Origin of the sequence: Streptomyces inhibens, from assembly GCF_003389455.1 — a bacterium.
Lineage (GTDB): Bacteria > Actinomycetota > Actinomycetes > Streptomycetales > Streptomycetaceae > Streptomyces > Streptomyces inhibens.
This window is the reverse complement of record NZ_QUAC01000468.1, coordinates 1-25,694: the sequence shown is the minus strand read 5'-3', so window position 1 is coordinate 25,694 and position 25,694 is coordinate 1. Positions and strand designations below refer to the sequence as shown.

18 protein-coding genes and 5 pseudogenes are annotated in these 25,694 nt (G+C 68.1%); 12 read left to right on the top strand and 11 right to left on the bottom strand.

Translation table 11 applies throughout. The annotated features are described in order from the left end of the window. Nucleotides 1-338 precede the first annotated feature (338 nt). Nucleotides 339-830 (bottom strand): MarR family winged helix-turn-helix transcriptional regulator, encoded by a 492-nt coding sequence (locus DY245_RS40585; protein ID WP_128512122.1) that lies wholly within the window; start codon nt 828-830, stop codon nt 339-341. A 75-nt stretch (nt 831-905) separates the two neighbouring features. Between DY245_RS40585 and DY245_RS40580 the strand changes: the two genes are divergently transcribed. The 3 genes from DY245_RS40580 (at nt 906) to DY245_RS40570 (ending at nt 7,742) form a co-directional block, all read left to right on the top strand. Next, the gene (locus tag DY245_RS40580) at nt 906-1,853 is read left to right on the top strand and encodes a quinone oxidoreductase family protein (protein WP_128512121.1); all 948 of its coding nucleotides are present in this window, start codon (nt 906-908) and stop codon (nt 1,851-1,853) included. Nucleotides 1,854-4,278: 2,425 nt separating this feature from the next. Further along, nucleotides 4,279-6,405: a bifunctional polysaccharide deacetylase/glycosyltransferase family 2 protein gene (locus tag DY245_RS40575; RefSeq protein WP_128512120.1), complete on the top strand. Its 2,127-nt coding sequence runs from the start codon at nt 4,279-4,281 to the stop codon at nt 6,403-6,405. Between the two features lie 17 nt (nt 6,406-6,422). Then, nucleotides 6,423-7,742, top strand: a complete 1,320-nt coding sequence (locus DY245_RS40570) for an LCP family protein (RefSeq protein ID WP_128512119.1) — start codon at nt 6,423-6,425, stop codon at nt 7,740-7,742. Between the two features lie 23 nt (nt 7,743-7,765). Here DY245_RS40570 and DY245_RS40565 read toward each other — a convergent pair whose 3' ends face one another. Both DY245_RS40565 and DY245_RS40555 read right to left on the bottom strand, forming a co-directional pair. Continuing rightward, complete coding sequence (locus DY245_RS40565; protein ID WP_128512118.1) at nt 7,766-8,830, bottom strand: NAD(+)/NADH kinase; 1,065 nt, start codon at nt 8,828-8,830, stop codon at nt 7,766-7,768. 931 nt (nt 8,831-9,761) lie between these two features. Further along, the gene (locus DY245_RS40555; protein WP_128512117.1) at nt 9,762-10,193 is read right to left on the bottom strand and encodes a winged helix-turn-helix transcriptional regulator; all 432 of its coding nucleotides are present in this window, start codon (nt 10,191-10,193) and stop codon (nt 9,762-9,764) included. Nucleotides 10,194-10,263: 70 nt separating this feature from the next. Between DY245_RS40555 and DY245_RS40550 the strand changes: the two genes are divergently transcribed. The 3 genes and pseudogenes from DY245_RS40550 to DY245_RS40540 all read left to right on the top strand — a co-directional run bounded on the left by DY245_RS40550 (nt 10,264) and on the right by DY245_RS40540 (nt 12,899). Beyond that, nucleotides 10,264-11,091 carry an NAD(P)H-binding protein gene (locus DY245_RS40550; protein ID WP_128512116.1) on the top strand — a complete coding sequence of 276 codons (828 nt, stop codon included), beginning with the start codon at nt 10,264-10,266 and terminating at the stop codon, nt 11,089-11,091. A gap of 173 nt (nt 11,092-11,264) precedes the next feature. Beyond that, nucleotides 11,265-11,516 (top strand): MarR family winged helix-turn-helix transcriptional regulator, encoded by a 252-nt coding sequence (locus DY245_RS40545; RefSeq protein ID WP_128512115.1) that lies wholly within the window; start codon nt 11,265-11,267, stop codon nt 11,514-11,516. A 258-nt stretch (nt 11,517-11,774) separates the two neighbouring features. Then, nucleotides 11,775-12,899, top strand: a pseudogene (locus DY245_RS40540) (IS630 family transposase). Between the two features lie 90 nt (nt 12,900-12,989). Here DY245_RS40540 and DY245_RS40535 read toward each other — a convergent pair. Continuing rightward, nucleotides 12,990-13,532 (bottom strand): DUF1707 SHOCT-like domain-containing protein, encoded by a 543-nt coding sequence (locus DY245_RS40535; protein ID WP_128512114.1) that lies wholly within the window; start codon nt 13,530-13,532, stop codon nt 12,990-12,992. Nucleotides 13,533-13,676: 144 nt separating this feature from the next. After that, nucleotides 13,677-13,913: pseudogene (locus DY245_RS47310) on the bottom strand (oxygenase MpaB family protein); the annotation flags it as partial. Nucleotides 13,914-14,175: 262 nt separating this feature from the next. Between DY245_RS47310 and DY245_RS40525 the strand changes: the two are divergent. From DY245_RS40525 to DY245_RS40505, 5 genes are all read left to right on the top strand, one after another. Further along, on the top strand, nt 14,176-14,391 hold the full coding sequence (locus DY245_RS40525; protein ID WP_128512113.1) for a hypothetical protein: 216 nt from the start codon (nt 14,176-14,178) through the stop codon (nt 14,389-14,391). 34 nt (nt 14,392-14,425) lie between these two features. Next, on the top strand, nt 14,426-16,117 hold the full coding sequence (locus tag DY245_RS40520) for a DUF6895 family protein (protein ID WP_244943566.1): 1,692 nt from the start codon (nt 14,426-14,428) through the stop codon (nt 16,115-16,117). 489 nt (nt 16,118-16,606) lie between these two features. Further along, nucleotides 16,607-18,124 (top strand): hypothetical protein, encoded by a 1,518-nt coding sequence (locus tag DY245_RS40515; protein ID WP_128512112.1) that lies wholly within the window; start codon nt 16,607-16,609, stop codon nt 18,122-18,124. 427 nt (nt 18,125-18,551) lie between these two features. Continuing rightward, nucleotides 18,552-19,400, top strand: coding sequence for a transposase (locus DY245_RS40510; protein WP_181924078.1), 849 nt, complete (start codon nt 18,552-18,554; stop codon nt 19,398-19,400). 366 nt (nt 19,401-19,766) lie between these two features. Beyond that, a complete protein-coding gene (locus DY245_RS40505) occupies nt 19,767-20,654 on the top strand; it encodes a DUF2268 domain-containing putative Zn-dependent protease (protein ID WP_128512111.1) in 888 nt (295 codons plus the stop codon). 209 nt (nt 20,655-20,863) lie between these two features. Here DY245_RS40505 and DY245_RS47305 read toward each other — a convergent pair. The 6 genes and pseudogenes from DY245_RS47305 to DY245_RS45000 all read right to left on the bottom strand — a co-directional run. Then, nucleotides 20,864-21,022: pseudogene (locus tag DY245_RS47305) on the bottom strand (IS630 family transposase); the annotation flags it as partial. Between the two features lie 5 nt (nt 21,023-21,027). Beyond that, nucleotides 21,028-22,089: a PP2C family protein-serine/threonine phosphatase gene (locus DY245_RS40495; protein ID WP_128512123.1), complete on the bottom strand. Its 1,062-nt coding sequence runs from the start codon at nt 22,087-22,089 to the stop codon at nt 21,028-21,030. Between the two features lie 1,071 nt (nt 22,090-23,160). Next, nucleotides 23,161-23,614: pseudogene (locus tag DY245_RS40490) on the bottom strand (transposase family protein); the annotation flags it as partial. 91 nt (nt 23,615-23,705) lie between these two features. Continuing rightward, nucleotides 23,706-24,524 (bottom strand): tyrosinase MelC2, encoded by an 819-nt coding sequence (gene melC2, locus DY245_RS40485; RefSeq protein ID WP_128512110.1) that lies wholly within the window; start codon nt 24,522-24,524, stop codon nt 23,706-23,708. A gap of 41 nt (nt 24,525-24,565) precedes the next feature. After that, a complete protein-coding gene (gene melC1, locus DY245_RS40480; protein WP_128512109.1) occupies nt 24,566-25,024 on the bottom strand; it encodes an apotyrosinase chaperone MelC1 in 459 nt (152 codons plus the stop codon). Nucleotides 25,025-25,086: 62 nt separating this feature from the next. Next, nucleotides 25,087-25,230: a hypothetical protein gene (locus DY245_RS45000; RefSeq protein WP_181924077.1), complete on the bottom strand. Its 144-nt coding sequence runs from the start codon at nt 25,228-25,230 to the stop codon at nt 25,087-25,089. A 354-nt stretch (nt 25,231-25,584) separates the two neighbouring features. Between DY245_RS45000 and DY245_RS47300 the strand changes: the two are divergent. Next, a pseudogene (locus DY245_RS47300) lies at nt 25,585-25,694 on the top strand (cupin domain-containing protein); the annotation flags it as partial.

Below are 25,694 nucleotides of genomic sequence, written 5' to 3'. Positions count from 1 at the left end.
CGCCCTGCCCGAGCGCCTGCGGTCGGACAGGGCGGGCAGGCCGCCGGCGGCGAACCGGCCCCGCCATGTGCGCACCGTGTCCACGTGCATCCGCGTCTGAGTGGCTCGGCTACCCGGGCATTGGGGCGCCCCCGGGCCGCCGGCAGCACGATGGTTGCCCGCTGCCGTGCCTTGATGCGGGGGCCTGTGGCCGTAGGTCATCCTCTTCAGGCGGTGGCGCTCGGCGGCGGTCAGCACCACGGGCACGGCAGAACAGGCAGGCATCGCACGCGGGGTGACCGAATCTTCCAAAGCGGGTATGCAGTGATGGGACTCCCGCGCGTGTGGCGGCCGCGGGCTCAGGTGGCGGGCGGGGGTGTCGCGTGGCGCGTCTGCTGGATCAGGACGGTGGTGGCGCGTTCCAGAAGTTCGCAGAGTGCGGCGTGTTCGGAGGGCGTGAACGCGTCGGTAAGAGCGCGCTCAAGGATGATCACCTCCTGGTAGGCGCGGTCCAGCAGCGCCTGGCCCTCATCGGTGAGGGTGGCGATCTGCACCTTGGCGTGCACCGGGGACGTCTCGCGGCGGATGAGTTCCTTGCTCTCCATATTGGTCAGCACGCTGCTCATGCTCTGCTGCGTCACCCCGCAGGAGCGGGCCAGTTGGGCGCCGGACATGCCGCCTTCGCGCGAGAGGGTCAATAGCACGGTGTACTGAGTCATGGTCAGCCCGTAGGCGCGCAGCACTGCCTCGTGGTGCGCCATCAGCGCCTGCTCCGACCGCCTGATCCGGGTGCAGAGGTCGTTCTCGCTCGGGGCTTCCACCGCGTACTCCCACTCCATTGACAGGTTCATGGGTTGACTCAGGAACCTTATATATCTACCGTTCTCGACTGTAAGGATACTGAGTCAACACAGGGGGCTGTAACCATGAAGGCTGTCCTTCTCGACACCGATGACCACTACCGGGTGGCCGAACTCGATGAGCCCGCCCCCGGCCCCGGCCAGGTGGCGATCCGCGTCGCCTACGCCGGGATCCAGTGGGGCGACACCATGGTCCGGGACGGCCACTTCCCCGTGCGGCGTCCCTTCGTCCCCGGCTTCGAGGCGTCCGGCCACGTCGCCGCGGTCGGCGAGGGCGTCGACGCAAGCCGTGTAGGTGAGCCCGTCACTGCACTGACCACGGCAGGCGCCTACGCCGAGGTGGTCCTGGCGCCCGCCGTTCTCGCGTTTGGCATCGGCGACCTGCCGCTGCGGACGGCCGCAGGTCTCGGCTGGGGCGCACCGACCGCCTACGACCTGATCAACACCGCCGCGCATGTGCGGCCTGGCGAGAGCGTGCTGATCCACGCAGCCGCCGGCGGAGTGGGCACGCTCGCCGCCCAGTTCGCCCGACTGGCCGGGGCCGACCGGATCGTCGGCGTGGTCGGCAATGGCCTCAGGGCCGACTACGCCGCTCAGTTCGGCTATGACCAGCTCCTGCTGCGCGAGGAATTCCCGACCAAGCTCGGCGACGAGAAGTTCGACGTGATCCTCGACCCGGTCGGAGGCTCGACCCGCCACACCAGCCTCAAGCAGCTGGCAGAGCACGGCCGATTGGTGGCATACGGCAACCTCAGCACTTACGAACCTGTCCTGGCCAACACCAACGACCTGCTCATGCACGGCAAATCGCTCGTCACCTACAACAGCAACCTGCTCAGCCAGACCCGCCCCGAGCGGCTCGCCGACAGTGTGCGCCGTGCACTCGGCCTTGTCGCCGACGGCCAGGTGCGCGTGGACATCACCGCAGAGTACGACCTGGCAGACCTGGCCCTCGCCGTGCAGCACCTCGCCGAGGGCACAACCCACGGCAAGAGCATCCTCCGCGTCGCCTGACAACACGCAGAAAGCGCCGACCACGAGCCAGCTCCCGCGATGAGCCCCGCGCCTCGGACACGGGGAGCGGCCCCGTAGGCCCCTCATCAGCGCTGGACAGCGGCCTTGGCCACTGCCCAGCATGCCGTGCCCCACGTAGCCAGGTTGAAAGGCTCAGTGTTTCGGCCTCGCTCGTCCCGCCACTTCGCCGACGGCCCCCACCTCATCGGCGTGGCGCTGCGCCATCGCGGCTGCGGCTTGTGCGTACGGCAAAGCCGCTGGCCAGACCCACCGAGCCCGCACGGGCGCCTCGGCAGCCCGCCGTCGGCGGTCACCGTACGGCGGCCTTCGCGTGGGAGTCCTCCCATGGGCCTTGCAGTTTGATTGCCACGCTCCTGCGCCTCCTTCAAGCGACCACCAGGACGCGATGATGCCCGTGGAACATCAAGTGCACTGGAGGTCAAGGCAGGTTCGCAGCGTCGGCGGATGTCGTCACGCTGGAGACCGGGCGCCCGGCGGCCGCCCGAACGCTGCGAAGGCCGTTCATGGGACGGTCATCAGGTGGTGCACGGTTCGCCGTACGGGAAACGGGAATTGCCGATGCCGGTCGACCGTTCGGGCTGGCGGCGTTGAACTGCTCACGCACTAGTTCGCCTGCCGGTGGCATTGCTGTGAGCGGAGTAGGCGTTTCGGCGGGCCCGGGGGGCGGTGTCGCGGATCGGGGCAGCCGCGAGATCGTGCGAAAACCCGAGCCGCGTAGGGCCGCCAGGCGGACAGGCGGCTATCCGCCCATGGCGCCGAGCTTCAGAAGGGGCGGAAATGCCGGCGAGAGTGGGGCCGTTGCTGAGCGTCCTTTTTCCGAACCAGCTACGCCGCAAGCCAGAACGGGGGAGTACGGCACGTCGTCAACGCCGGCCGACGTCATCGGTGGGCCAGAACTGCGGCACCGTCGAATTCGCCTGGTTCCGGGGCCGCTACGCCGACCGCAACTTCTGCCGGGCGTAGACGTCTCGCGCACTTTCTACACTCCTGCCGACAGGGAGGAGGTTGAGGCCCCGACCAGCGCACGACCACACAGGTCGGCCTCAGACCGCTTCCGTCGATGATGCCGTAAATCTCGGACCTGGCAGTGCTCCAGGCGTGACATGCCGAGCATTTCCTGCTGCCGGGTAAGTGTCGATGCTCTCTGGTCGGCGTGGCTGAGGAGACGGCATCCCGAAGAAGTCAGGCGGAATGAAGGACTGCATTTTCCGGGGTCAGTGCCGTACCCATGGAAGGGGGGAAGTGCTCGGGGTCGGTACTACCTTCTTCTCGACAGCAAAGGGGCGCCGGGGCGTTGTACCAGGTATCGTCGGAGGCATCCCGCGCGCCCTCTAACATTTTCGTCTTTCCTGGCATCTCGCGGCGATAGAAATTCTTCGCATCCATCCATCCACCAATGCGTAATTGCGGGTGCTGTAATTGGTAGTTGGATGGCCCGTTGCCGGCCGCAAGCGGACGTGAACGGTGCTCACACGGCTCTGTATTGCCGGCCGTGGAACGCCTCGTAAGCGTGCACGCCGAGCCTTGGCGGGCTCGGCCCCGCCCTGCCTGTGTGGCTGCGACCCCAGAGCGCGCAAGTATCCCGTTCCTGGGCACCCAGGCCCAAAACGAACATTGCCTCCATTGAACGGTGCAATTGCCCGACGCTATCGTGGGCGGCGTGAGTTACTTCACAGTACGAACCGTTCGATGAGGGGCGCATGGAGCGATGTGTGAAGGGTCTAGCGGTCAGTGGCCCGGCCCGAAGTGGACAACTGGCGGGCATGAATAGGTATGTTGATGAGTGAGAGTGAAATTGAGGGGTAGGAGTGCGGCCCTCGCGCCGCCTCCTTTGCCTCCGTCATCGGGCCGAGAAGGCGCTGACAAGAGGCTGGCCGATCTTTCTGTTCTCATTCGCGCGTATCTGGTTACACTCACGCTCCATGCGAACCGCTACCCCCCACAGCATTCGCCCCGGTAAGCAACGGAATCGTCCCGTATTTGTCGACAGCTCAGGCAGGCGTCGACGCTTCCTGGGGCGCGCAGCGTTGACCGTCGGGTGCATGTGCACCGGTTATCTCGTGCTCCTCGCCGTCGTGTTCGGCGGCCTCCTGCAACCGGACGCAAAGCCGGCGCCGGGAAAGGCCGACCCGCTCCCGGAGCGCGCCGGACACCATGAACCCGGCAGCCCGGGCGGCTCCCGTCGACCGGCGCCGTCCGGGGCCCCTGGGCCGGCTGTGCCCGTAGGACATCACGCATCCCGGGCCCCCGCCCCCGCCGACACCACCCCTGCCCCGTGAGAAACGCCGAACCGTTGGGCTCCACCCGCTGGGTGTGAAGCCTCTCTGGTACCGCGCCCCGAGGCGTTGTTCGCCCGCGCTTGACGCCATGCCGTGCTTGCGCGGGCGCACGCCTCGCACAGGGCATGACTCCTCGACAGAAAGGGCCCACTGTGGCGTTGTCAGGGCAGGGGCGGCACGCACTGCGTCACCCCCCACGCCAGCACTGGTTATTACTGCTGCTGATCCTCCCCATAGTCGCTGTCTCACTGCTCTTCGAAGGCTGGACCACCCACGAGGTCGACGGAGCCCGGACACGGCGTGCCTGCACCAGCCCCATACCGAAATCCGCGGACAACGGGGCCCCGGTGCTACGTGTCACCGGCGGCAGCGCCGAGACCGCGCAGATGCCGCACCGGACCGCCGCGCTCACCTTCGACGGGGGACCCGACCCCGTATGGACACCACGGCTGCTCGACCTGCTGCGCGAACACCATGCGCATGCGACCTTCTTCCTCTACGGAACCCAGGCGGCCCGCCATCCGGACCTGGTGCGGCGGATCCGCGACGAGGGCCACGAGATCGGCTCGTACACCTACACCGGCGGCGACTTGGGCAGCGCCTCGCTCATCCGCTCCCAGCTGGAACTCTCCCTCACCCAGACCGCCCTGGCTGGGGCCGCGGCCGTCAACACCCGGTTGCTGAGGCTGCCGCACACCACCACCGCCGACACGATGTGTGGCGCTGAATGGTCGGCCGCGCGACGCGCCTCCGACCAGGGGTACCTGCTCGTCGCCGCTACCAGCCACTCCCGTAAGCCACCGCAGGGCGTGGTGCGGCAATACAGCCACACCTCTCTGGGATACCAGGAGGCGGCGAAGCTGCTGGCCGATCCGGAGGTGGGACGGTTCACCACCGTCACGGGCGGGCTCGGGCGGCCCTCGCTCACCACGCCGGCCTCCCTGCCCGAGCGTGTCCAGGGCAGGGCGCTGATCTGGACGCAGTCCATCGGGCACACCTTCGCGCGCTCGATGACCTGGGCACTGGGAATCGCGGGCGGGCTGGGAATACTCCGGCTGGTGCTGCTCGCCTGCCTCGCCCGCGTTCATGTGCGACGCCGGCACCGGCATCGGTCCGGTGCGCCCTGGCTGCGCGAGGTGACCGACCCGGTGACGGTGCTGGTTCCCGCGTACAACGAAGAGGCCGGCATCGAGGCCACCGTGCGCTCACTGCTCGCCTCCACACACCGGGACCTGCAGATCATCGTCATCGATGACGGCTCGACGGACCGGACCGCGGAGATCGCTCGCGGCATCGGCGATCCGCGGGTGACCACGGTGCAACAGCCCAACTCCGGTAAGCCCGGGGCGCTCAGCACGGGCCTGAGCTACGCGCGTTGCGACATCATCGTCATGATCGACGCGGATACGGTCTTCGAGCCGGATGCCCTCCACCGCCTCATCCAGCCCCTCGCCGACCCGACGATCGGTGCAGTCAGTGGGAACACCAAGGTGGGCAACAGGCGCCGTCTGCTGGGCAGATGGCAGCACCTTGAGTACGTCCTCGGGTTCAACCTGGACCGGCGCATGTTCGAGGTGCTCGAGTGCATGCCGACGGTTCCCGGCGCCATCGGCGCCTTCCGCCGGGACGCGCTGATGGCCATCGGCGGCATCAGTGACGACACCCTCGCGGAGGACACCGACCTCACCATGGCGTTGTGGCGGGTGGGCCGGCGAGTGGTCTACGAGGAGACGGCCATCGCCTGGACCGAAGTGCCAAGTACCGTCCGCCAGTTGTGGCGGCAGCGCTATCGCTGGTGCTACGGAACCCTCCAGTCGATGTGGAAGCACCGCCACGCTGTGCTCGAAGTCGGGCCGGCCGGCCGCTTCGGCCGCCGTGGGCTCACCTATCTCGCCCTGTTCCAGATCGTTCTGCCGCTGTTCGCGCCGGTCGTCGATGTCTTCGCCCTGTACGGGGTGTGCTTCGGCGACACCGCACAGGCCATCGGGGTCTGGCTGGGCTTCCTCGCCGTTCAGCTGGTCACCGCGGGGTACGCGCTGCGGCTGGACCACGAAAGGCTCCGTGCGCTGTGGGCCTTGCCGCTCCAGCTGTTCGTCTACCGGCAGCTGCTGTACCTCGTGGTCATCCAGTCCGTGGTCACCGCACTGCTCGGCACCCGGCTCAAATGGCATCGCATGCACCGCTCCGGCACCGCCAACCAGCAGCTGCTCAAGGAGCCCGTCCCGTACCCGAGCAGTCTGTCGTCGAAATGACCGAGGAGAGTGAGCACATGAGCAGCGCGCTGGGCCGCGGGGCCGGCGACACATCCGCAGCAGGACCGGGCAAACCTGCCGGGCACTCGGCGTACGGGGCGGAGGGAGCAGAGCGAGGGACGAGCGAGGCCTGGCAGCAGTACAACCGACCGGGCGCAAACCGCCATCCCACTGCCGGAGCCGACGCAGGCGGCCGCCGTACGAAATCCGGCTCGAGCGGCCGCCGTACGAAATCCGGCCCGAGCGGCCGCCGTACGAAATCCGGCCGGAGCGGCAGCCGCACCGCCCCCGACGCAGGCGGCAGCGCTTCCGGTCACGCCCCGAGGCGTCGGACCCACCGCTCCCGACGGAAGCGGCCACTACGGCGCATAGCCGTAGCACTGCTCGTCACGCTCCTGGCCATCCCCGTCGGCACCGTCGCCTGGGCCGATGGCCGGCTCAACAACAAGGTCGATCTCGGCACGCCAGGACAGCGTCACCACACCGGCAAGGGAACCAATTACCTCCTCGTCGGGTCGGACAGCCGCGACGGCCTCACCGACCGGCAAAAGGAGGATCTGCACACAGGATCGGCCGGCGGCCGACGCACGGACTCGATGATCCTGCTGCACACCGGCTCGGGCGGCACCACGATGGTGAGCCTGCCACGCGACTCATGGCTGACCATCCCGGCCTATACCAGCCCCATGACCGGCAAACATCACGGCCCGGCGAAGAACAAACTGAACGCCGCGTTCGCGCTCGGGGGCCCCAAGATGCTCGTGAACACCATCGAGCACAACACCGGCCTGACGATCGACCACTACGTGGAGGTCGGCTTCGCGGGCTTTGTCAATCTCGTCGACGCGGTCGGCGGGGTCCCGATGTGCCTTGAACGGGACCTGATCGACAAGAAGTCGGGTGCCGACCTCAGGAAGGGCTGCCAAACCCTCGACGGCAGCGCAGCGCTCGCCTTCGTCCGCCAGCGCCACCAGGAGGCCAAGGGTGACCTGGGCCGCACCCGCAATCAGCAGAAGTTCCTCTCCGCCCTCGCCCACCGGGCAGGGTCGCCCGGCACGATGCTCGACCCGTACGCGTTGTACTCCGCCCTGAACGCCGGGCTGGATACGCTCGTTGTCGACCGGGACACCGGCTTGCTGGATCTCGTATCGATGTTCCGGGCGGTCCACGGGGTCACCGGCGGCCGCGGCAGGCAGCTCAACGTCCCCGTGGCCAGCCTTGGATTCCCCACCTCCAAGGGCAGCGCCGTGCTTTGGGACAGGGCGCGGGCGAGGCAGCTGTTCAGCGAGCTCCATGACGACCGAACGGTGAATCTCAAGGACGGAGGGAGCCGGTAAGGGCCGGCCGGTTGGGGTTCGGATCAGTCGACGTCCGCGGGCAGGGGCGGAAGGCGCAGGTGTGCGAGGTCTTCGGGGGGTGGGGTGGTGTGGGGCCACATGGGGGTGATGTCGGCGTCAGCTGTCGCGGGGGCGTCGGTCAGGCGCATGCGTTCACGCAGCCTGCCGTAGAAGTCGGTCGGTCCGAGCCGCACGACGCGTAGGCGCTGGGGAGCCGCGTAGACGCCGATCCAGTCCCCCGGATCCAGGACGCCGCGCAACTGGCCGTCGACGCTCACCGCCGCGCGGCCGGAGTGTCCCAGGACGCGTAGGGCGACGGCTTCGTCGGGGGCGGCGACCACCGAACGGTTGAAGGTCATGTGCGGGGCGACGGGGGTGAAGACGATGGCGTCGGCCGCGGGGGAGATGACGGGGCCGCCGGCGGCGAAGCTGTAGGCGGTGGAACCGGTGGGTGTGGCGACCAGGACGGCGTCGGCGGAGTAGGAGGCGAGCAGTCGGCCCGAGAGATAGACACCGAGGGAGACCTGCCGGTCGCGTGCCAGTTTCTCCAGGACGATGTCGTTGAGGGCTGTCACGTTCAGGGCCACACCCCAGTCCAGGGCGATGGCACACTCGGGGCGCACCAGCGGAGGCGGGAGCGCGGGGCCCCGGCCGTAGCGCAGGAGGGCCTCCATCCCCTCGGGGAGTCCCAGCGGCCGGGACGCCCGCATCGTCAGCATCAGGCGGGTCTCGACGTTCACTTGGCCGCGGTGGATGGTGTCCAGTGCGTACTCGACGTCGTCGGCCGGGACCTCGGTCAGGAAGCCGAGGGTGCCCAGGTCGACCCCGAGGACCAGGGCGTCGTTCTGTGCGGCCAGGCGTGCTCCGCGGAGGAAGGTGCCGTCCCCTCCGAGCGTGACGATCAGGTCGGGGCCGCCGGCCGCGACGACCTCCTCCCCGGCATCCCGCCGTTGTTCGTCCTGACTCCACACGTCGATGGCGACGCAGCCGACATCCTGCCGTTCGCACCACCGTCGGACGACGTCGGCGGCCGCCACGGCGCCGGGACGGCCCCCGTGGACGACGATGCCCACCCGTTGCACGCTCACGCAGCGTCCTCTCCCTCTGGATGCCCTGTTCGCACACCGGCGTGGGACCACGGACCACCCGGCCCAAAAGGCCGCAGGCGTCCCGGCACCGGCCAGACGCCATGAACGCCGTGACCGCACCCGGCCGACCGGCCAGGAATGCGCAATCCCCGAGCGGACCCCACTGCGACTCCCCGTGCGGGACAGCCGGTGAGCCAAAGGACGATCGCGCCCTATATGGGGTATCTGTGCGCATTCTCGGGGCATCTTAACGGGTGACGGGCTCTCCACTGGGTGTGGCAGCCCGCAACAAGGGGCGAAATTTCCAGGTTGGAAAACCCACTGGGCAGGGGCCACCCTTCGGCGCCCGCATGAGAAAGGGCGTACACGGTGGTTCCACCGTAGGTACCAACGTGGGTACCCACGTGCGCTCCACCGTAGGTACCACCGTTAGTACCACTGTGGGTACCCGGTCCACTCGGGACACAGAGTGATTCCTCGCCTCTGCCCAAGCCTGGCACTGGACCGAACCGCGCAAGTCCGTCCCAGAAGCCCTCCCGGCGCTTCGCCCCGGCGGTGCACTCGCCCGCTGGTGGAACGACTCGGACAGCACGGGCCCCTGATAGCCGACCAGGATGCCCGCCTGCGCCGTCTCTTCGGCGCTGAGGGCAACGAACTCGACCCCATGGCCCCATTTCCGTGGCCTGCCGCCCGAACTCAGCTTCATCCACCGACAGGTGTCGTGGGCCAGGAGCGTCTCGCTCCCGTCATTCCGCGCGGCGTGTTCAGGCATCCCCGCGTGGCCGGCCAGGCGACTCGGATCCTGGTCATCGCCTGCGGCCCGCGCTCGGCATCGACTTCCCGGCCAGGTCGGAGATGGCGACGGCCGCGAGGGCACGGTGCTGGCGGCAGGACGGTCTTCGAAGCAGTCGGCACGTAGGGCCCGTACCGTTCACGCGGTGGTAGTCGCCCCCGGGTGGGCAGCGTCCCAGGCCGCATGAGAGGCAGCGATGGCCGGTCGGTGGGCGATCGACCAGTCCGCCAGGGCTTTGACGAGGTGGGTGAGGCTGTGTCCCATCTCTGTCAGCTCGTACTCGACCTGCGGCGGGACAGTGGGGTACACGGTCCGCTTCACCAGCCCGTCGCGCTCCAGGCGCCGGACGGTGAGTGTGAGCATGCGCTGCGAGATGTTGCCGGGGATGGCGCGCTGAAGCTCCTTGAAACGCCGTATGCCCGAGGTGAGTTCGACCACCACGTATACGGACCACTTGTCGCCGAGCCGGTCCAGCACGTCCCTCACCCCGCACTCGTCCTGCGGCGTCTCGCAGACGATGACGGGTTCGCCCGGCACGGGGGTGGTTACCGCGGTGTGCCCTGCTGACATCAATGTGCCTCCTTACGCGATCGAGATTCGCTCCCGATTATGGAAACACACAGCTCAGAAGGGATATCTCATGATTCTGATCACCGGTGCAGGCGGCGCGCTCGGACGGCTCGTCGCCGACGAACTGGCCGGGCGGGACGACGTCGTCCTCGGCACCCGCACCCCCCGCTCCGCCGCCGAGCGGCGCGTCGACTTCGACGACCCGTCCTCGCTCGACTTCACCGGGGTGGACACCCTGCTGCTCATCTCCGCCGGGTACGGCGAGGACGATGTCGTCATCGCCCGCCACGGCGCGGCGATATCGGCAGCCGAGAATGCGGGCGTGCGGCACCTCGTCTACACCAGCCTCAGCGGCGACGGCGACCACCTGACGTACGCGCTGGCCCACCGCTGGACCGAACGACGCCTCCGGCGCGGCCCGTTGGCGTGGACGATCCTGCGCAACGGGCTCTACGCCGAGTTCCTCGCCGGCATCGCGGCCCCTGGACCCGACGGGACGATCGCGGCGCCGCTGGGCGAGGGCCGCCTGGCCGCGGTGGCCCGCGCCGACCTCGCGGCAGTGGCAGCCCGGGTAGCCGGTGCGCCGGAGCCGCACGCCGGGCGGGTGTACGAGCTCGTCGGCGAGCAGCCTCTGGGCGGCGCCGACCTGGCGGACGCGATCGGCGGCTCGTACGAACCCGGCTCGCTCGGCGCGGCCCGCGAGGCAATCATCGGCGCCGGCGAGGCGCTGCCCTACCAGGTGCCGATGCTGCTGAGCACATACTCGGCGATCGCCGGCGGCTTCCTGGACGGCAGTGGGATCGGGGACAACGCCCTGCGCACGCTCCTGGGCCGCGAGCCCCGGCCGGCGCTCGACGCGTACAAGGCCGCGGTCGCTGCGGCGCGGCCGGCTGCGTAGACGGGGGACTGCTGCGCCTGACGCGCTGGGTGCGCGGCCTTACCTGGTCAGCCGCAGCGCAAGCGTCGCGATCAGCGCGCAGAGGGGCATGCCGAGGAACAGCGGCACGACTGTGTGCCCGCCCGCGACGCCCGTCAGGGGAGCAACGGCCGCGCCGAGGGCACTCAACGACCGTGCGCGGCCTGGTCGCGCACGGTCTGATCCGCCGCGAACCCGATCCGCACGACCGTCGAGCCGTGCGGCTGTACCCGACGATGGACGCCGAACACGGAATGGCGCGGATCGAAAACGCCTGGGCAGAACTCTTCGCCGACGCACTCGCCACGCTCCCGGCCGACGACCGCGCCGCACTCATCGACGCCACGCCCGCACTGCGCACACTCGGCTCCACATTGCGGGACCTCCGGAACGCCGCCCGCGACTGACCGGCATTTCGGGAGCCGATGTCGACACACGTCGTCCTCCAGTTGCTCTCCACTGGACGTCCGCAGAGCAGGCGCTTGGTGTTGAGCTGCCGTCGTACTACGAGGAACTGATCCATGCGTACGGAGGAGCAAGCCCAGCCAGGGCCAGGTAAGCCGGAGGAGCAACCGCAGCTAGTGCTGTGACCGCATAGGTTCGCCGGGCTGGTGGTCGTGGCGGTTGGAAGTGCGGTGACGTCCGATCCGACCGCTGGAGGGGTGGTGGCCGAGCCTGTCCGCGTGCGCAGACTGACCGACCAGGAAGGGCAAAAGCTGCAGCAGATCGTGCCTCGCGGCAGCACCAATCCGGTGCGCTACCGGCGCGCGATGATGCTGCTGGCCTCAGCCGGCGGGAACCGCGTGTCGGTGATCGCCCAACTGGTGCAGGCCGACGAGGACACTGTCAGGGACGTAATCCACCGGTTCAACGAGATCGGTCTGACCTGCCTGGACCCTCAGTGGGCGGGAGGCCGTCCCCGCCAACTCAACCGTGACGACGAGGACCTTGTCGTCGAGACGGCCACGACCCGCCCCACCAAACTCAGCCAGCCTTTCACCCGCTGGTCACTGCGCAAACTTGTCGCCTACCTGCGCAAAGTCCACGGCCGTGATCCGCATTGGCCGCGAGGCGTTACGCGGCCTGCTCGCCCGCCGCGGCGTCACCTTCCAGCGCACCAAGACATGGAAGGAGTCCCCGGCCCCCGAGCGGGAGGCGAAGCTGTACCGGATCGAGGAGGTCCTGAACCGCTTCCCGGACCGGGTCTTCGCGTTCGACGAGTTCGGACCGCTCGGGATCCGGCCCACTGCGGGCTCGGGCTGGGCCTGGCAGGGGCATCCCGACCGGGTGCCCGCCACCTATCACCGCACCCACGGGGTGCGCCACTTCACGGCTGTTACTCGGTTGGCGACGACACCCTGTGGGGCGTCAACCGCGGCAAGAAGGGCGCCGCCAGCACGCTCGCCGCGCTGAAGTCGATCCGCGCCGTCCGACCTGACGGCGCCCCGATCTACGTATTCCTGGACAACCTGTCCGCCCACAAGGGCACCGACATCCGCCGCTGGGCGAAGAAGAACAAGGTCGAGTTGTGCTTCACCCCGACCTACGCCTCCTGGGCCAACCCGATCGAGGCCCACCTCGGACCACTGAGACAGTTCACCATCGCCAACTCCAACCACCCCAACCACACCGTCCAGACCAGGGCCCTGCACGCTTACCTGCGCTGGCGTAATGCCAACGCCCGCCACCGCGACGTCCTGGCCGCCGAACGCCGAGAACGCGCCCGCATCCGCATCCGCAGTGAGAAACGCATCCGTTGGGGCGGATGTCCTCTCAAGACCGCGGCCTGACCCAACTGGCGCCCCTATGAGGTCACAGCATTACCGGTCGAGCGGGGACGAAGAAGTGCCGGACAGGTGGTCCTGGTGCCGGATGGGGCCTCAACGCCGCGCGTGGCGGATCTTCAGCCGTCCGAACCCCATGGTTCCAAAGATCCGGATCCTCGGCCCGCCGGGGCGGGAGCGCCGCCGGGTCTTGTAGAGCGAGTCCTTCCACCCGGTGTGCAGATCCTCGACGTCGACGATCGCGTCGCAAGGCACCGTGATCTTGGCCTTGCCGGTGCCGAGTTGCAGCTCGATGTCGACTACCGGATGCTCGAAAACGGCCCGGGACAAGTCGAGGTGCACCCTTCCGAATGCGGACTCGACCTTGAGCATCCGCGGTACCCGCCATGTGCCGCGCCGCTGGATCCGTCCGCCGGCGGCGGCAATCGTGGACGTGGTGCCCGCATTCTCCTCCGGGAGCGAGGCCAGGACCGACACGAGCTCGCTGTGCGCCTTGGCAGTGAGCACCTGGTCGAGGCCTTCGTCCATCTCCTCGTGTGAGATGTGCCCTTCGGCGTACGCCTCCTGTAGGCGCTGCACGGCCGTGTCGCGAGCGTCTTCGCTGATCAGCGACGGCATGTCTTCCGGCAGAGAGGTCACCGTCTCACTCTAGTGCCGTGCCGACGATGCGAACACGCCAAGGTCCTTAGCGGGCAAGGCAATTGATGGGGAGGCCGATCGCTCATCATCATGGCCTTGATCGCTCAACCCGGCGAACCTATACGGTCGAAGCACTAGCGCGGTCCGCAGTCCGAGGTCCGGGACCGGCAGCGGCCGCTCCGTCGCGATCAACTCCCGTACCACCAAGGTCGCTTCGAGCTCATTGTCGAGGACCTTGCGGTAGTACGGCCAGAACTCCTCGACGGTCTGCGGCATATCACGGTCGCGGATGCCGAGGATCCGGCCGACCTGGAGCCACGACGCGTACAGCGCCCGCTCCTGCGCCTCGGTGAAGGGGGTGGCTCTTCTGCCGCACCCTCGCCCACGTACGCCCACAGCTGCATGGGCCATCGGGCGGGCGGCGGAATGTACATCTTCGCTCGGCACCCCGCTGCGTGCCACGCCGAAGTCACCTTGACTCGATGGTGATATTAGCCCGTAAGAGTGATTTTGCCATGAGATGGACCCCCTGAGCAGGGTTGATTGAATCGCCGCTTTTCCTCACTGGGCGCAGATAGTGACAACAGCGTCACGGAACGCGACACTCGCGATATCTGTCCGAACCACCCAAAAGGAGCATCTGATGCCCTCCTGCCCTCCCCCTCCGATTGACGCCCGCAAGGCTCTCGACTTCCTGAGGACGAGCGGACTCGTCGACCTCAGCGTTCCGCTCGAGCGAGTCGTCGATCAGGTCAGCCAAATCGACGACGTGGCCGGCTACGTGCTCGCCTGGGAGCGATACGTCCTTGTGGTCGCCAACCAGGTCGCGGACCTCGACGACTCCACTGCGGGCAACTGAGCCGTTGACTGCGCCGATCGCCGGGAGGCATCCGATGGACACGACGCAACCCGGTGACGGATCGTCACAAAGGCGCGCGGTGGAGACCCGGGCAGTCGCCTGGCTCGCTGCGCGCCGCAACCTGATCGATCCGGCCGAAGCCGCCACGGACCGGGTGCTGTTCGCCCGCAAAGCCCTCATCGAAACCGCTTTTCTCGTGGGGCTGCGGGCGCGCCTCGACCCGGAACCGCTGGACGACGATTACGCGGCCCTCCTCGATCAGGTCGAGGGGATCGCGGCCCGCCCCTCCTACCAGGAGCTGATCGCCCGGGACGAAGCCGCCCTCCTGCTGTACGCGGGGACCTATGCGGCACTCCGACTCTGCGGACGCGAGGCCCCGGAGTTCCGGCGAGTCATCACTCAGGCCGCGGCCGGAGGATATGCGGCGGTCTTCGAGCGGATCCCGTACCGGCAGCTCGATCTGCTGCACACCCTGGAGCTGTGCGGCGTCCAGCACACGCTGCCGACCATGGACGATGTCCTGCCGTTCACCCTGCTCTGCAACAGCCCGAATGTCGTCAAGCTCGCCGACCGCGACATCTACGCCATCACCCACACGATCTTCTACGCCACGGACTTCGGTCTTCGCGAGCCCCGCTGGCCAAGGGACTTCGATCCGGGTGCGGCGGTGGAGCTGCTCGAAGCGCTCCTCGATCTCACCCTTGGCCAAGAGAATGCCGACTTGGTGGGGGAACTTCTGTGCTGCCTGCTGTGCCTCGGGGTGAGAGATTCAGAGGAAGCCTGCCGGGCATGGGAGTTCCTCGCGGCGGCACAAGAGGCCGACGGGCGGGTCAACGGGCCGCCTGGTGTAGTTCACCCCGGACTCGCCGACGGCGACGACGCGTACCGACACTGGGCCACCGGCTACCACACCACCATCGTCGCGGCCCTGGCCGCGCTCCTGGACCGCAGCCCCAGGGTGGTGCGGAGGGATCGGCAGTCTGCGCCGCAGGTCCGCTCGACCGTGGAGCAGCCGCTGCGGCGGGCAGTGGTGTGGCTGGCCGACACGAGTCGGCGCCACGACCCGGCCACGTGCTTGCCGGCTGCAGCGGCCGTCGCGTATGCAGCCGAGGCGCTGGGTGAACCCGAGCTTGCTCGACCTCTGCTCCTCGACTTCTCGGAACGTCTCGCGGACGCGGACGTGGGCGTGTGGCAGGGACACGGGATGGAGGTCGTGGGTGAGTTCGCGTTCGGTCTGCGGGCTCACGGGATCACATGCTCGTCACTCGACATGTTCCTCAAGTCCACCGCCGCCGCGGTCGAACTCCTGGACAGGGTTCCGCCGCAGGCGGCGTACAACGTCCAACGCCTCGTCGGCCTGGGGCTGATCTCCCCTCGGCGTGCGGCCGCACTGATCGACGATGGAGCCGACGCGCCGCACTCAGCGCCGGGGACGGCCGCCACCGACTTGCCCGACGCCTGGAAGAACTATCACCTGGGACACATTGCCGGCATTGTCAGGGACTCCGCTCGCACCGGGCGGGCGCAGCACCGCATCACCCGCGACGCCGTCGCGTTTCTCCTCGCCCAGCAGAGCTCTTGCGGTGCCTTCGGCCGCCCGGCCTGCGACGATCCGACAATTCGGGAACGAACAATGATGTCGTGGACCCAGAGTGTCGTCACCGCCCTGGCCGCCGTGCACGCGGCCTGCGGCACGGCCCTCACGGCCCCGCTGTCGCAGCCCTGACCCAGACCGCAGGGCACCGAGGAACGCAATGAGACGTTGTGTGCGGAGAGCGAAGCCCCAGACGGATGGCGATTGCGCATCGGAGGGACCAGGGTATGAGCCCGGGGGCGAGTGAGGCTCGGTCTTTCGAAGGTGTGCTACACGCGGCACGAGGTCCTTCGGGTTGGCGCCCGATAGCAGCGCACCAAGGACCAGTGCCGGCCCGGCTGTTGCGTCGTCCAGCGACGCACGTCCGGCGAATGCCCGCCGAGTGATCGAGTTCGGGACACCGTTCGACACCGGAGGCGAAAAGACGAGCCAAGGTTCTCTCACCCAAAATGCAGGCTCTCTCGCAACCTGCAGCCTTGCAGGTCAAAGACCCCAACATCGATCACAGCCGCAACCCCGCTGAGTCAATACAACCTGCGGCTGTGGTCCGGTAGTTCAGCTCCCGTCGGCTCACCACTTGCCGAAACGGACGCTGTCAGTGTGCGCCCCTACAGTGTCGGCATGGTTCTTGAGATACAGCCGGAGAGCTCCCCGCAGCATCTGCTTCAGAAGTGGATCGCCGATCTGCCGTATCAGCTGCTGCTGTTGGAGAAGGTGCTCCTTGGTGAGGGTTTCCCCTTCGATTACTCGCCCAAGTCGCTTGACGCTCTGGAGGCGCGCCTGCTGGAGCACCACGACTCCGCCCAAGACCCCGCGAAGCGGAAGGAGTTCGTGGAGAGTGCGATGGCTTATCTCGGCGAAGTCCTGCTCGGCATCGCGGGCGGCGCTTGGGGCTGGAACACTCGGCCGGTCGATGATCTCCCGGGGCAGCCTGTCGTCTGGCCGGACCCGGAACTGGAACTCTCGCCCGTCGCACCGAAGTTGCTGATCTCGTACGCCCTCCGAGTCCGCACCGGGACCGCGTTCGCCGAGGAGATCGAGCGGCTGCGGCAGGCCGTGACGGCGCGGCAGCACGCGGTTCCGGGGTGGGAGCCTGCCAAGGAGCACACGCCGCATGTGGACCCCACGGCACCGCTGCCGGAGGATCCGGTGCTGACGGCGTGGCTGGCCGAGCGGAGGGAAGCGCTCCCCGCCTGGGCCGAGGGCGCGTTCAACGGAGCGTGGAGGTGGAATTTCCACCCCGACACATTGGACTGGCTGGAAGCCGTCGTGAGGCAGCGATTCGCCACGGTGGAGGAATTCGACGCCTCGCGGGACGAGCCGTTCGTGCAGGGCGCCTGCTGGTATATGGGCGAGGTGATCCGGCGGAACAAGGGGGCGGTGTGGCAGTACATCCCGTTCGATCCGGACGCCGAGCCCGGGGCCCCGGGGTCACGGGAAAGCGTGTGGACCGAGGTGCCGTTCGTGGACCAGCCGGACAAGCGGGTCGGGGGCGCGGCGATTCCCCTGGGGTGCCTGCGTGAGCTGCTCTTCGGGGAGGAGGTGGACGGGAAGCGGGAGGAAGGTGAAAGTCTGTGGGACGTGCTGTTCTGGTTCAGGTCATCCTCGTACGCACACGTGGGAGCGCTCCTGACGCGGATGGGCATGGCGCCCCGGGAGAAGGTCGACAGCGTGCTCGCGAAGTACGCCGAGTTCGCGCACGATGAGCTGCCACCCCATGAAGTGCCCGACGCGCTCGAAGCGTTCGGTGTGGCGATCTCGGCCCACGGGGACGATGTCGACGATCTGGAGGAGAGCTACAGGGGCATCCTGGAGGAGGCTGCGGCACTCACCGACGGCGCGGTCACCATCACCGACGTCAGGCTGCACGGGGGCGAGTACGGCGAGGTCCTGGAGTTCGCCCGCAACGGCGTCTTGGTGACCCAACAGACCGAGCACCAGTCGGATGAGTACCTCGACCACCTGGCGATCATGGAATTCATCGACCACGTCGATCCCGACCCCGGCGACGACACGCGCCGGTTTTACCTGGTCCAGTTCGTGCGTCTTAGGGACGCCAATTACGAGAGCTACTTCGTTTTTGCCACGCCCGAACAGGCGACCGTGCTGGAGAAGGAACTCGGCCTGGATCTGCGCTGAGCGAACCGAGCGGATCGGTGATCGGCCCCGGCGCGGGGTGGGGCCGATCGACCCGGATCCGTAGTGGCGCACAGGCGTGGTTCGAAGCCCTCGGCCGGTCTTTTAACCTCTGGTCTCGGACGGCCAGTCGTACATGCCCACTCACCTGGGCATTCGGGGGACAGGCGGACGGCCCTCGCATGATCATGCGTTCCGTCACGGAACCGCGATCATACGAAAGCCGCAGAGGTGAGTCGGCTGCATCATGATGTCCGACGGGAGGCGTTCGCCCAAGCGTCGTGCTTCCGGGGTGACTTCTACGCATCTCTGACCGCGCGCGGTGGCACGCTGTTCGAGATCACCGACGCCTTGCTTTGCGAGAAGGGTCCGGTGACGGCGCCGGTCGACCTGGCGGCTGCTGGCCGAACACCGCCGTGGATACGGCGCGTTGTACGCGGCGCTGAACCAGGGACATATCGACGCCGGGCGGTTGCGGCGGACGCTTGCCGCGTTGCCGCAGCCGCGGGCCGCCGCGGCCGGTCTGTCCTGGCTGTCGATGTCAGCAACTGGCTGTGCCTCGACGAGTGCGGGGCGGTTGTTTTGCCACACCTTCGGCTGCGGCCGGGACCAGCATCTGATGCTTTCCCGCTGGCCGTACTCCTTCGTCACCGCGCTCGAATCGGGGCGGACGTCGTGGTGCCGGCTGCTGAACACGGTCCGCCTCGCGCCCGAGGACGACGTCGCTGAGACTCTCCGCCGCCCAGGTCCGCCGCGTCGTCGAGGACCTCATCGCCGGCGGCCGTTGGAAGCCCGGAGGCCGCGACATCCTGGTCATCTTCGACGTCGGATACGGCGCACCTCGCACGGCCCACCTTCTCAACGGCCTGCCGGTGGGGGTGTTCGGGCGGCGGGTCAGGTGACCGTTTCATCGGGTGCAGTTGGAGGATGTCGCCGTCTGTTCCGTAGTCGACCCAGGCGCGACTCGCGAAGCCTGAGCGCGGGACTTCTGCTCGGCGTCTTCGCGGGACTGCTCCAGCTCATCGCGCGACACCATCGCGTCGTAGTACGTGGCGACCCCGTGAACAGCAAGGTCCCGATACCGGCAACGACACCCGCCACTGTGCCCAACCTCGTCCAGTCAGCGCGGTGCCACAAGGACCGCCGCTCATCGGGCTCCTGGCGCCTTTCCCTGACTCGAATGGAGTCCGGCGCCGGCCGCCGTCGAGCCAAGCGCAGTCTCGCCTGTCGCCGGCTGCTCGTATTGCTCACATCGGTGGCCCTGCTCCCAGTCGCCTGAGGCCCTTGATCAGAAGCGGCGACCGGGGGAGGAGTTCCTTGATCATTATCGACGCGTGCATCCTGCGCGAGTGCGGCCTTGAGAGGAGCAGCGCGAATCTCCTCCGCACCGTCCGGGCGGTCGGAGTCCGAGGCGTTGTGGTGCCGTGGGCGGTGTGGAGGAGCAACTGCACTTAAAAATGCGTGATGTCGGCGCCCGCGACCGCAGGCTTTGGTCGACACATACCGGCGATAGATGTCACCAAGATCGGCTCAGTTGGCCGCGGGCATCTGCCGGACGGCCAGTGACCTCGCTACGCTCCACAATTGCCGGCCTCGTCAACACGGCTTGCTCCTCCCGTAACGTGAGGCCCTACGGTCCCGAGTCATGAAGATTGTTGTTCACGACACCGCGTCCGCCATGCTCGATCTCCTGCAGCGACCGTTGGAGGAGCGGCCCGACGCCCTACGAGAAATGCTCAGCCCGCTCCAGAGCGCAATGTCCATGGTGGGTGATATGGACCTGGTCCAGATGCACCGCCAGGGCAGTGGCTTCCGACTCGACCGTGAGGACCCACGGTACCTGCCCGCCCTGCGTCAGATGCAGGACGCGGGGGTGTGGAACCAGATCGAGGACTCTCTCGCCACCGCGTGGGCGCGGATCAGCGGTGCGGTTCCCGGCATCAAGCACGCCGAGACCGTGCACGTCGTCGTGGTGCTCGGCGACCCCGACGACGACCACCTGACGGTCCGCAGTGCCGGCTACTTCGGTATGGGCGGGATCCCGGGTGCGATCCATCTGATGATGTGGCCGACCGACACGAGTCTGAAGAAGATCGGCCACGGCGCCGCGCACGAGTTCCACCACAACGTGCGCTACGCGAATGTGGCCTGGAACCCGATGACCGTCACGGTGGGAGAATATGTCGTCGCCGAGGGACTGGCGGAGGCGTTCGTGCGGGAGCTGGCCGGCGAGCAGGCCATGGGCCCGTGGTCGAAGGCGCTGACCGGCGCCGGACTGGACAGCGCCTACGAAAAGATCACTGCCGACATCGACGTGGCCGGGATGCAGAACCTGACCGCGTATGTGCTGGGCGATGCCACCGCGCAGCGCATGGGGCAGCAGCCCGTGGGGCTGCCGGACTTCGCCGGGTACGGGGCTGGACTGCGGATCGTGGACGCCCACCTGGCGGCCTCCGGTCTGACCGCCGCCCAGAGCACCGCCCTGTCAGCGCGCGAGATACTCGTCAACGCGGGCGTGCCGACCAGCGCGTAATCGCCCGCGGCAGTCGCGCCCAGTAGAGCGCAGTGTCCGGGCCCCGTCGAGAACGCGAGCAAGGCCGGCCCGTCGTGTACGCGAGTGCCAGGTGCGGACCGGTGCAGAGAACTCGGCAAGGCACCGCCGAAGACTGGCGCAACTCCAGCTCAGAGCGGTGCCCAGGGGTCGTCTACCGCTGACGGTCGCAGCGCCGGCCGGGGTCAGTCGTTGGTGGCCGCGAGGTTGCCGATGCCGCGCTTGATCAGGGCCCAGATGCCTTCCTGCGGGTTGAGATCGGGGGCGTAGGAGGGCAGGAGGACAGCTGGAAGACGGTCAGCCAGTCCTTGTGGCGCTGCGATGAACTCCTTCATCGGCGGCATCAGGTGAGTCATCAGGCGGCGCGGGGAGGGCGGCGCCTGGTGACCACCAGGATGGCCATGTCGTCCTCGTGTTCGCCCTCGGTCCAGCGGTCGACGTCTTTGGTGAGGGCATCCACCAGCGCATCGGGGTCCCTGAACCGCCTGTGCATGCGCCCTGAGGAGACCGGATCATAGAAAGTCCCCCGCTTGTCCCGCGCCTCGGTGACGCCGTCAGTCACCAGCAGCAGCGAGGCCCCCGGGGGCAGTCGCACCACATCGACAGGCACGGAGACCGCAGGGGTGATATCGCCCAGCCCCACCCCGAGGGGCAGCTGCGGGGCGGTCGGGTCGAGCCGTACGAACTGTCCGTCGTGCACCAGGTACGGGGGCGGATGCCCGCGGTTCACCAGGCTCAGTACCTCGCCTTCGGCGGAGACCTCGGCCAGTACGGCGGTGGTGAAGCCCTCCGTGGAGATCACCGGGCCGCTCCGGGCCGCGGCCCTGGCCAGCGCCTCGTCCACCCGCTGTCCCAGCGCGACCAAGGTGGGAGCGTACTCGGCCTCCTGACGGAACGCTCCGATCGCGACCGACACGGCGGCGACAGCCGCAATACCTTTGCCCCGCACATCGCCAATGATCATCCGCACCCCGTACGGCGTCTCCTGCACCACGAAGAAATCACCGCCGATCCGCGCCTCGGCCTGCGCCGCCGTATACCCCGCAGCCACGGCCAGCGGCCCGGCCTCCCTCGGCGGATCCGGGAGCACCGCCCGCTGGACTGCCTCCGCGACATCCCTGGCCAGCGCCAGATCGCGCCCTTGCCGCACAATGAGCCGGTTGACCGCGAGGGCCAGCACGCCGATCAAGCCGACCACGGCCAGATCGACGAACAATGGCGTCGCCGGACGTCCGCGTTCGATATCCACCGCTACCGAGACCACGCACGTGACACATACGACGGCGAGCGCGGAGCGGAAGGAGAGCGTGGCGCCCGCGACGAGCGGTGCGGCGGCCAGTAGCGGGAGGCCCGTGTACGGCTGTGGCGCGAAAAGGTCCAGCAGGACGCCGGCCACGAGGGCCAGCGCCGCGAGCATCCACGGCACCTTCGTGGGTTGCAGGACTTTCACAGTGCATCTCCTGCTGCCGGGCCGCGCTCGCAACCCGGAAGGAACGGAGCCACCACACGGTTTGGATTACCGCACCCTGTTAGTACTTCCGATGGCTTCACATATACGCCTTGTGAGCCAGACGTGCTCGTTGCAGGCGCACCCCTACCCGTGGCCAAGGGCGGTTCACCTGCGCTTTCCCGTCATCTGCGGTCATCGGACTTCGCCGGGTCGGACTTCACGGCCTGGCCTGGCCAGGGCGGGGCGGGGCGGGACGAGGCGGCGTGATCTTGAGGTGATCGTGGTCAGGGGGCCGTTCCGGCACATCCGTTCGGCACGATCGGTGAACCGTCGGTCACGTGATGCATACCGCGTGGTAATGAGCGGTCCCGCAGCGAGGCCATTCGACGACGAACGTCGGCTTCGCCCTGACGGCCCCGCTGCCAGGTGACGCGGCAGCGCCACATTGGCCTACGAAGCATCGAAGCTCCCGCGGAAGAGATCGCTTGCGGCGTGGACGTCAGCCGCCGAGCGGATGCGTACCTCCGCGTCGCCGCGTCCGCGGTGGTCGACCCACGCAGGTCCCGAGTGAAGCCAGGTCGCAGCTCGACCTTCGTCGGGTTCGGCGGAAGGGGCACCACCAGCGCGCCCTGCTCGGCCAGACCCACGCCTCGCCTTGCGGATCGAGGCGTTCACCGACGACCCGCCGACACCCCGCACCAGCTCATCACCGGTAGCCACCGCGGGCCGGCCGACCTCACCGCCCTGCGCGCCCGATGGCAGCGCACGACTCGGCATTCACTTTCAACGGCCAAGCACTGCACGCTTGCCGTCTCGCGCGCCGGGCAGATGGGATGGCACTGATCGCTGCTCCGCCCGCCATGAGGCGCTGAACATCCAGGGAGGGTGCATGCCCCGGGTGCCCGCGCAGCGTTTTGAGGCCGGTTGTCGTCGCCGATGAGGCAGCACCAGGGGCTGGCCGGTGGGATACGTTCGCAGCCGCAGCCGCAGCCGCAGCCGCAGCCGCAGCCGCAGCCGCAGCCGCAGCCGCAGCCGCAGCCGCAGCCGCAGCCGCATCGCTGCGACGGTGACAGTGCCGTGAAATACGTGCGCTCTCTTCTCGTACCTGGTTCCTACGGCCCGGAAGTTCTTGAGGGCGTCGATGCACGGTTCGACTTCGTTCCGACGTGCGTACACCTCGCGGTTGAAGCCGGCGGGCCCACCACCTGCGCTGCCTCGGTTGTGGCGGTGGGCCCGCTGGTCGCGATGCTCCGGAATGACGTGCCGAATCTGCCGTCGTCGCAGGTAACGACGGTTGCGGCGAGATGAGTACGCCTTGTCGGCCGCCCTCACTGGCCAGGTGCATCTTCGTCGCCAGGCCGCCCCGGGAGCGTCCCAGAGCCTCATCGGGGCGATGCCCCGCGGGGCGGGTTCGATTGCCCGGGAAGCGCGGTGCACGTTTTCGCACGCCGGCAGCATGCTGGTGAGCACGGCAAACGGTTGAGTCCAGGGCGGCCCGCGGAGGCGGACGGGTTCTGGTGCCGCGGTCCGGCCCCGGACGGTGCCGCGGTCAGGTCTCTGTCACGGCATATGTCAGGGACCTGTCATGCATAATCGTAGAACTTGGTGTGGTCCAGCAGGTCCGCCGGGGTGACGTCGTTCCATGGCTTCATCGTGTCGTGGAGGTCGACGACATCGGGTGTGTTGCCGGTCGGCAGATACCCCGACTTGGGGTGCATCCTCTGCCATTCGGCCCAGAGCTTGTCGATGAAGCAGTGGTGCAGCCAGAAGACCGGGTCGTTGGGCGAGGCGCCGGTGGTCATCTGCCCGCCGACCCAGACGTGCACCCGGTTGTGCAGGTTGGGACCGCGCCAGCCCTCGATGTTGTTACGGAAGCCGTCGGAGGAGCTGTTCCAGGGGGCGGCGTCGTAGACGGTCATGGCGAGCACCCGGTCGACCTCGGCTCGGGTCGGCAGTTCGCGGACCCCGGTGCCGAGCGAGCGGCGCAGGAACGTCCGGCCGTCCACCCGTATGTTCATCGGCCAGTTGCCGTTCCCGAAGGCGAACGGCCCCGAGTTCACCCGGCCGTCGCCGCTCCGCCCGTCACCGCCGAGGAAGTCGTCGGCCCACAGGGAGCTGCGGGGTGTGCGGTCGGCGGTCCAGTCCCAGTAAGGCAGCATGACCGACGGCGTGATGCTCTGCAGGGCTTGTTCGAACTGCAGCAGGAACCTGCGGTGCCAGGGAAGGAATGACGGTGACCGGTGGCCGGTCCGCTCTCCGTCGTCGGTGTCACCGATGATGAAGGCGTTGTGGGTGCTGATGAACTCGTCGTAGCGGCCGGTGCGCTTGAGCTCCAGCACCGCATCGACGAAGTTCCGCTTCTCGGTGGCGGTGAGGTCCGCCTGGTTCTTCCGGACTGCCATGTCGAGGACTCCTCGGTGGGGGGACGGTCAGGGGGCAGGCCTCAGCCGGTTACGACGGGGACCAGGTCGGCGCCCTGGAGTTCACGAACGGCGGCGCGCGCCAAGGCGCGTGGCGTGGTGAACGTCTCGTAGTGGTTCACCAGGCTTATCCAGGTGCCGTCCGCGTTCCGCATCACATGGAGGTCGTCGTTGTCGATGCGGACGACGAAGTCCATGCCCTCGTGCGGGCTGGCTGGGCCGGCGTGGTGATCCCCGTGGCCTCCGTTCTCCGAACCTCCCTCGTCTGCCGGCCAGCCCTCGATGTGGCGGCCCTGGTACATCTCGTCGAAGGGCTCCGGCATCTCGTGACCACCGGAGTGCCCGTGCCCCGCTAAGCGTCGGTGGCCGTCGGCGGGGCGGGCGGTAGCGGTGTCCGCGAAGGCGACCGGTGCGGCGAGCGCCGCCCCGGCCAGGGCCGCGGCGCTGCCGTGCAGCACCTGGCGTCGGGTGGGATGGGACATGTTCCACTCCTCTGTTCGTCTCGGCTCCTCTTCCGGGGCAGGGCCGCAGAAGATTCGGTTCTTCAAGCCGGCGCGCCGACGGTCGGCCCGCGCCGCCACATGCTGGCAGGGACGAGCGGATCATCAAGTTGCACCGGCGAATCAGGCAACGAACGAGACAACACCTGGGCGAAGGTGCAGGATTCAACGGCGGCGATCGTGCTCATGCCCCGTCGCACTTCGCCGCGGAACCGGATATTCCGCGATGTTGACCACCATCCGCCGCAGATCCTTTTCTCGCGCGATCGAAACCGTGAGACCCCGCACGGCCGGAACTCGGCGCGAATGCAGGGGGCTTCGGGCGCGCGGGGTTTGAGGCCCGCGCGCTGCTACGACGTGGCAGTGAACCGGCGCTTGAATCCTCAGATGTTGAGCCCTGCCGGCTCGCGACGGGAACTGAATTGACCCATACTTTTGGCGCAGAAGTGCACCCTGCGACAGGTCTATTGGCTGCCTAGAGTCGTAGTCACGAAGCCACGGCAGAAGCCCGCGGCCGCAGCCCAGGACCAGGGAGAACCACCATGAACGCCACCGCACTCAAGCCCGTACTGACCCGCGCCGCCGACGCCGAGACCACCAGCGACCCCAGCAGCGTCATGACCCTGCTCGCCGACTGCGGCACCGACGGCAG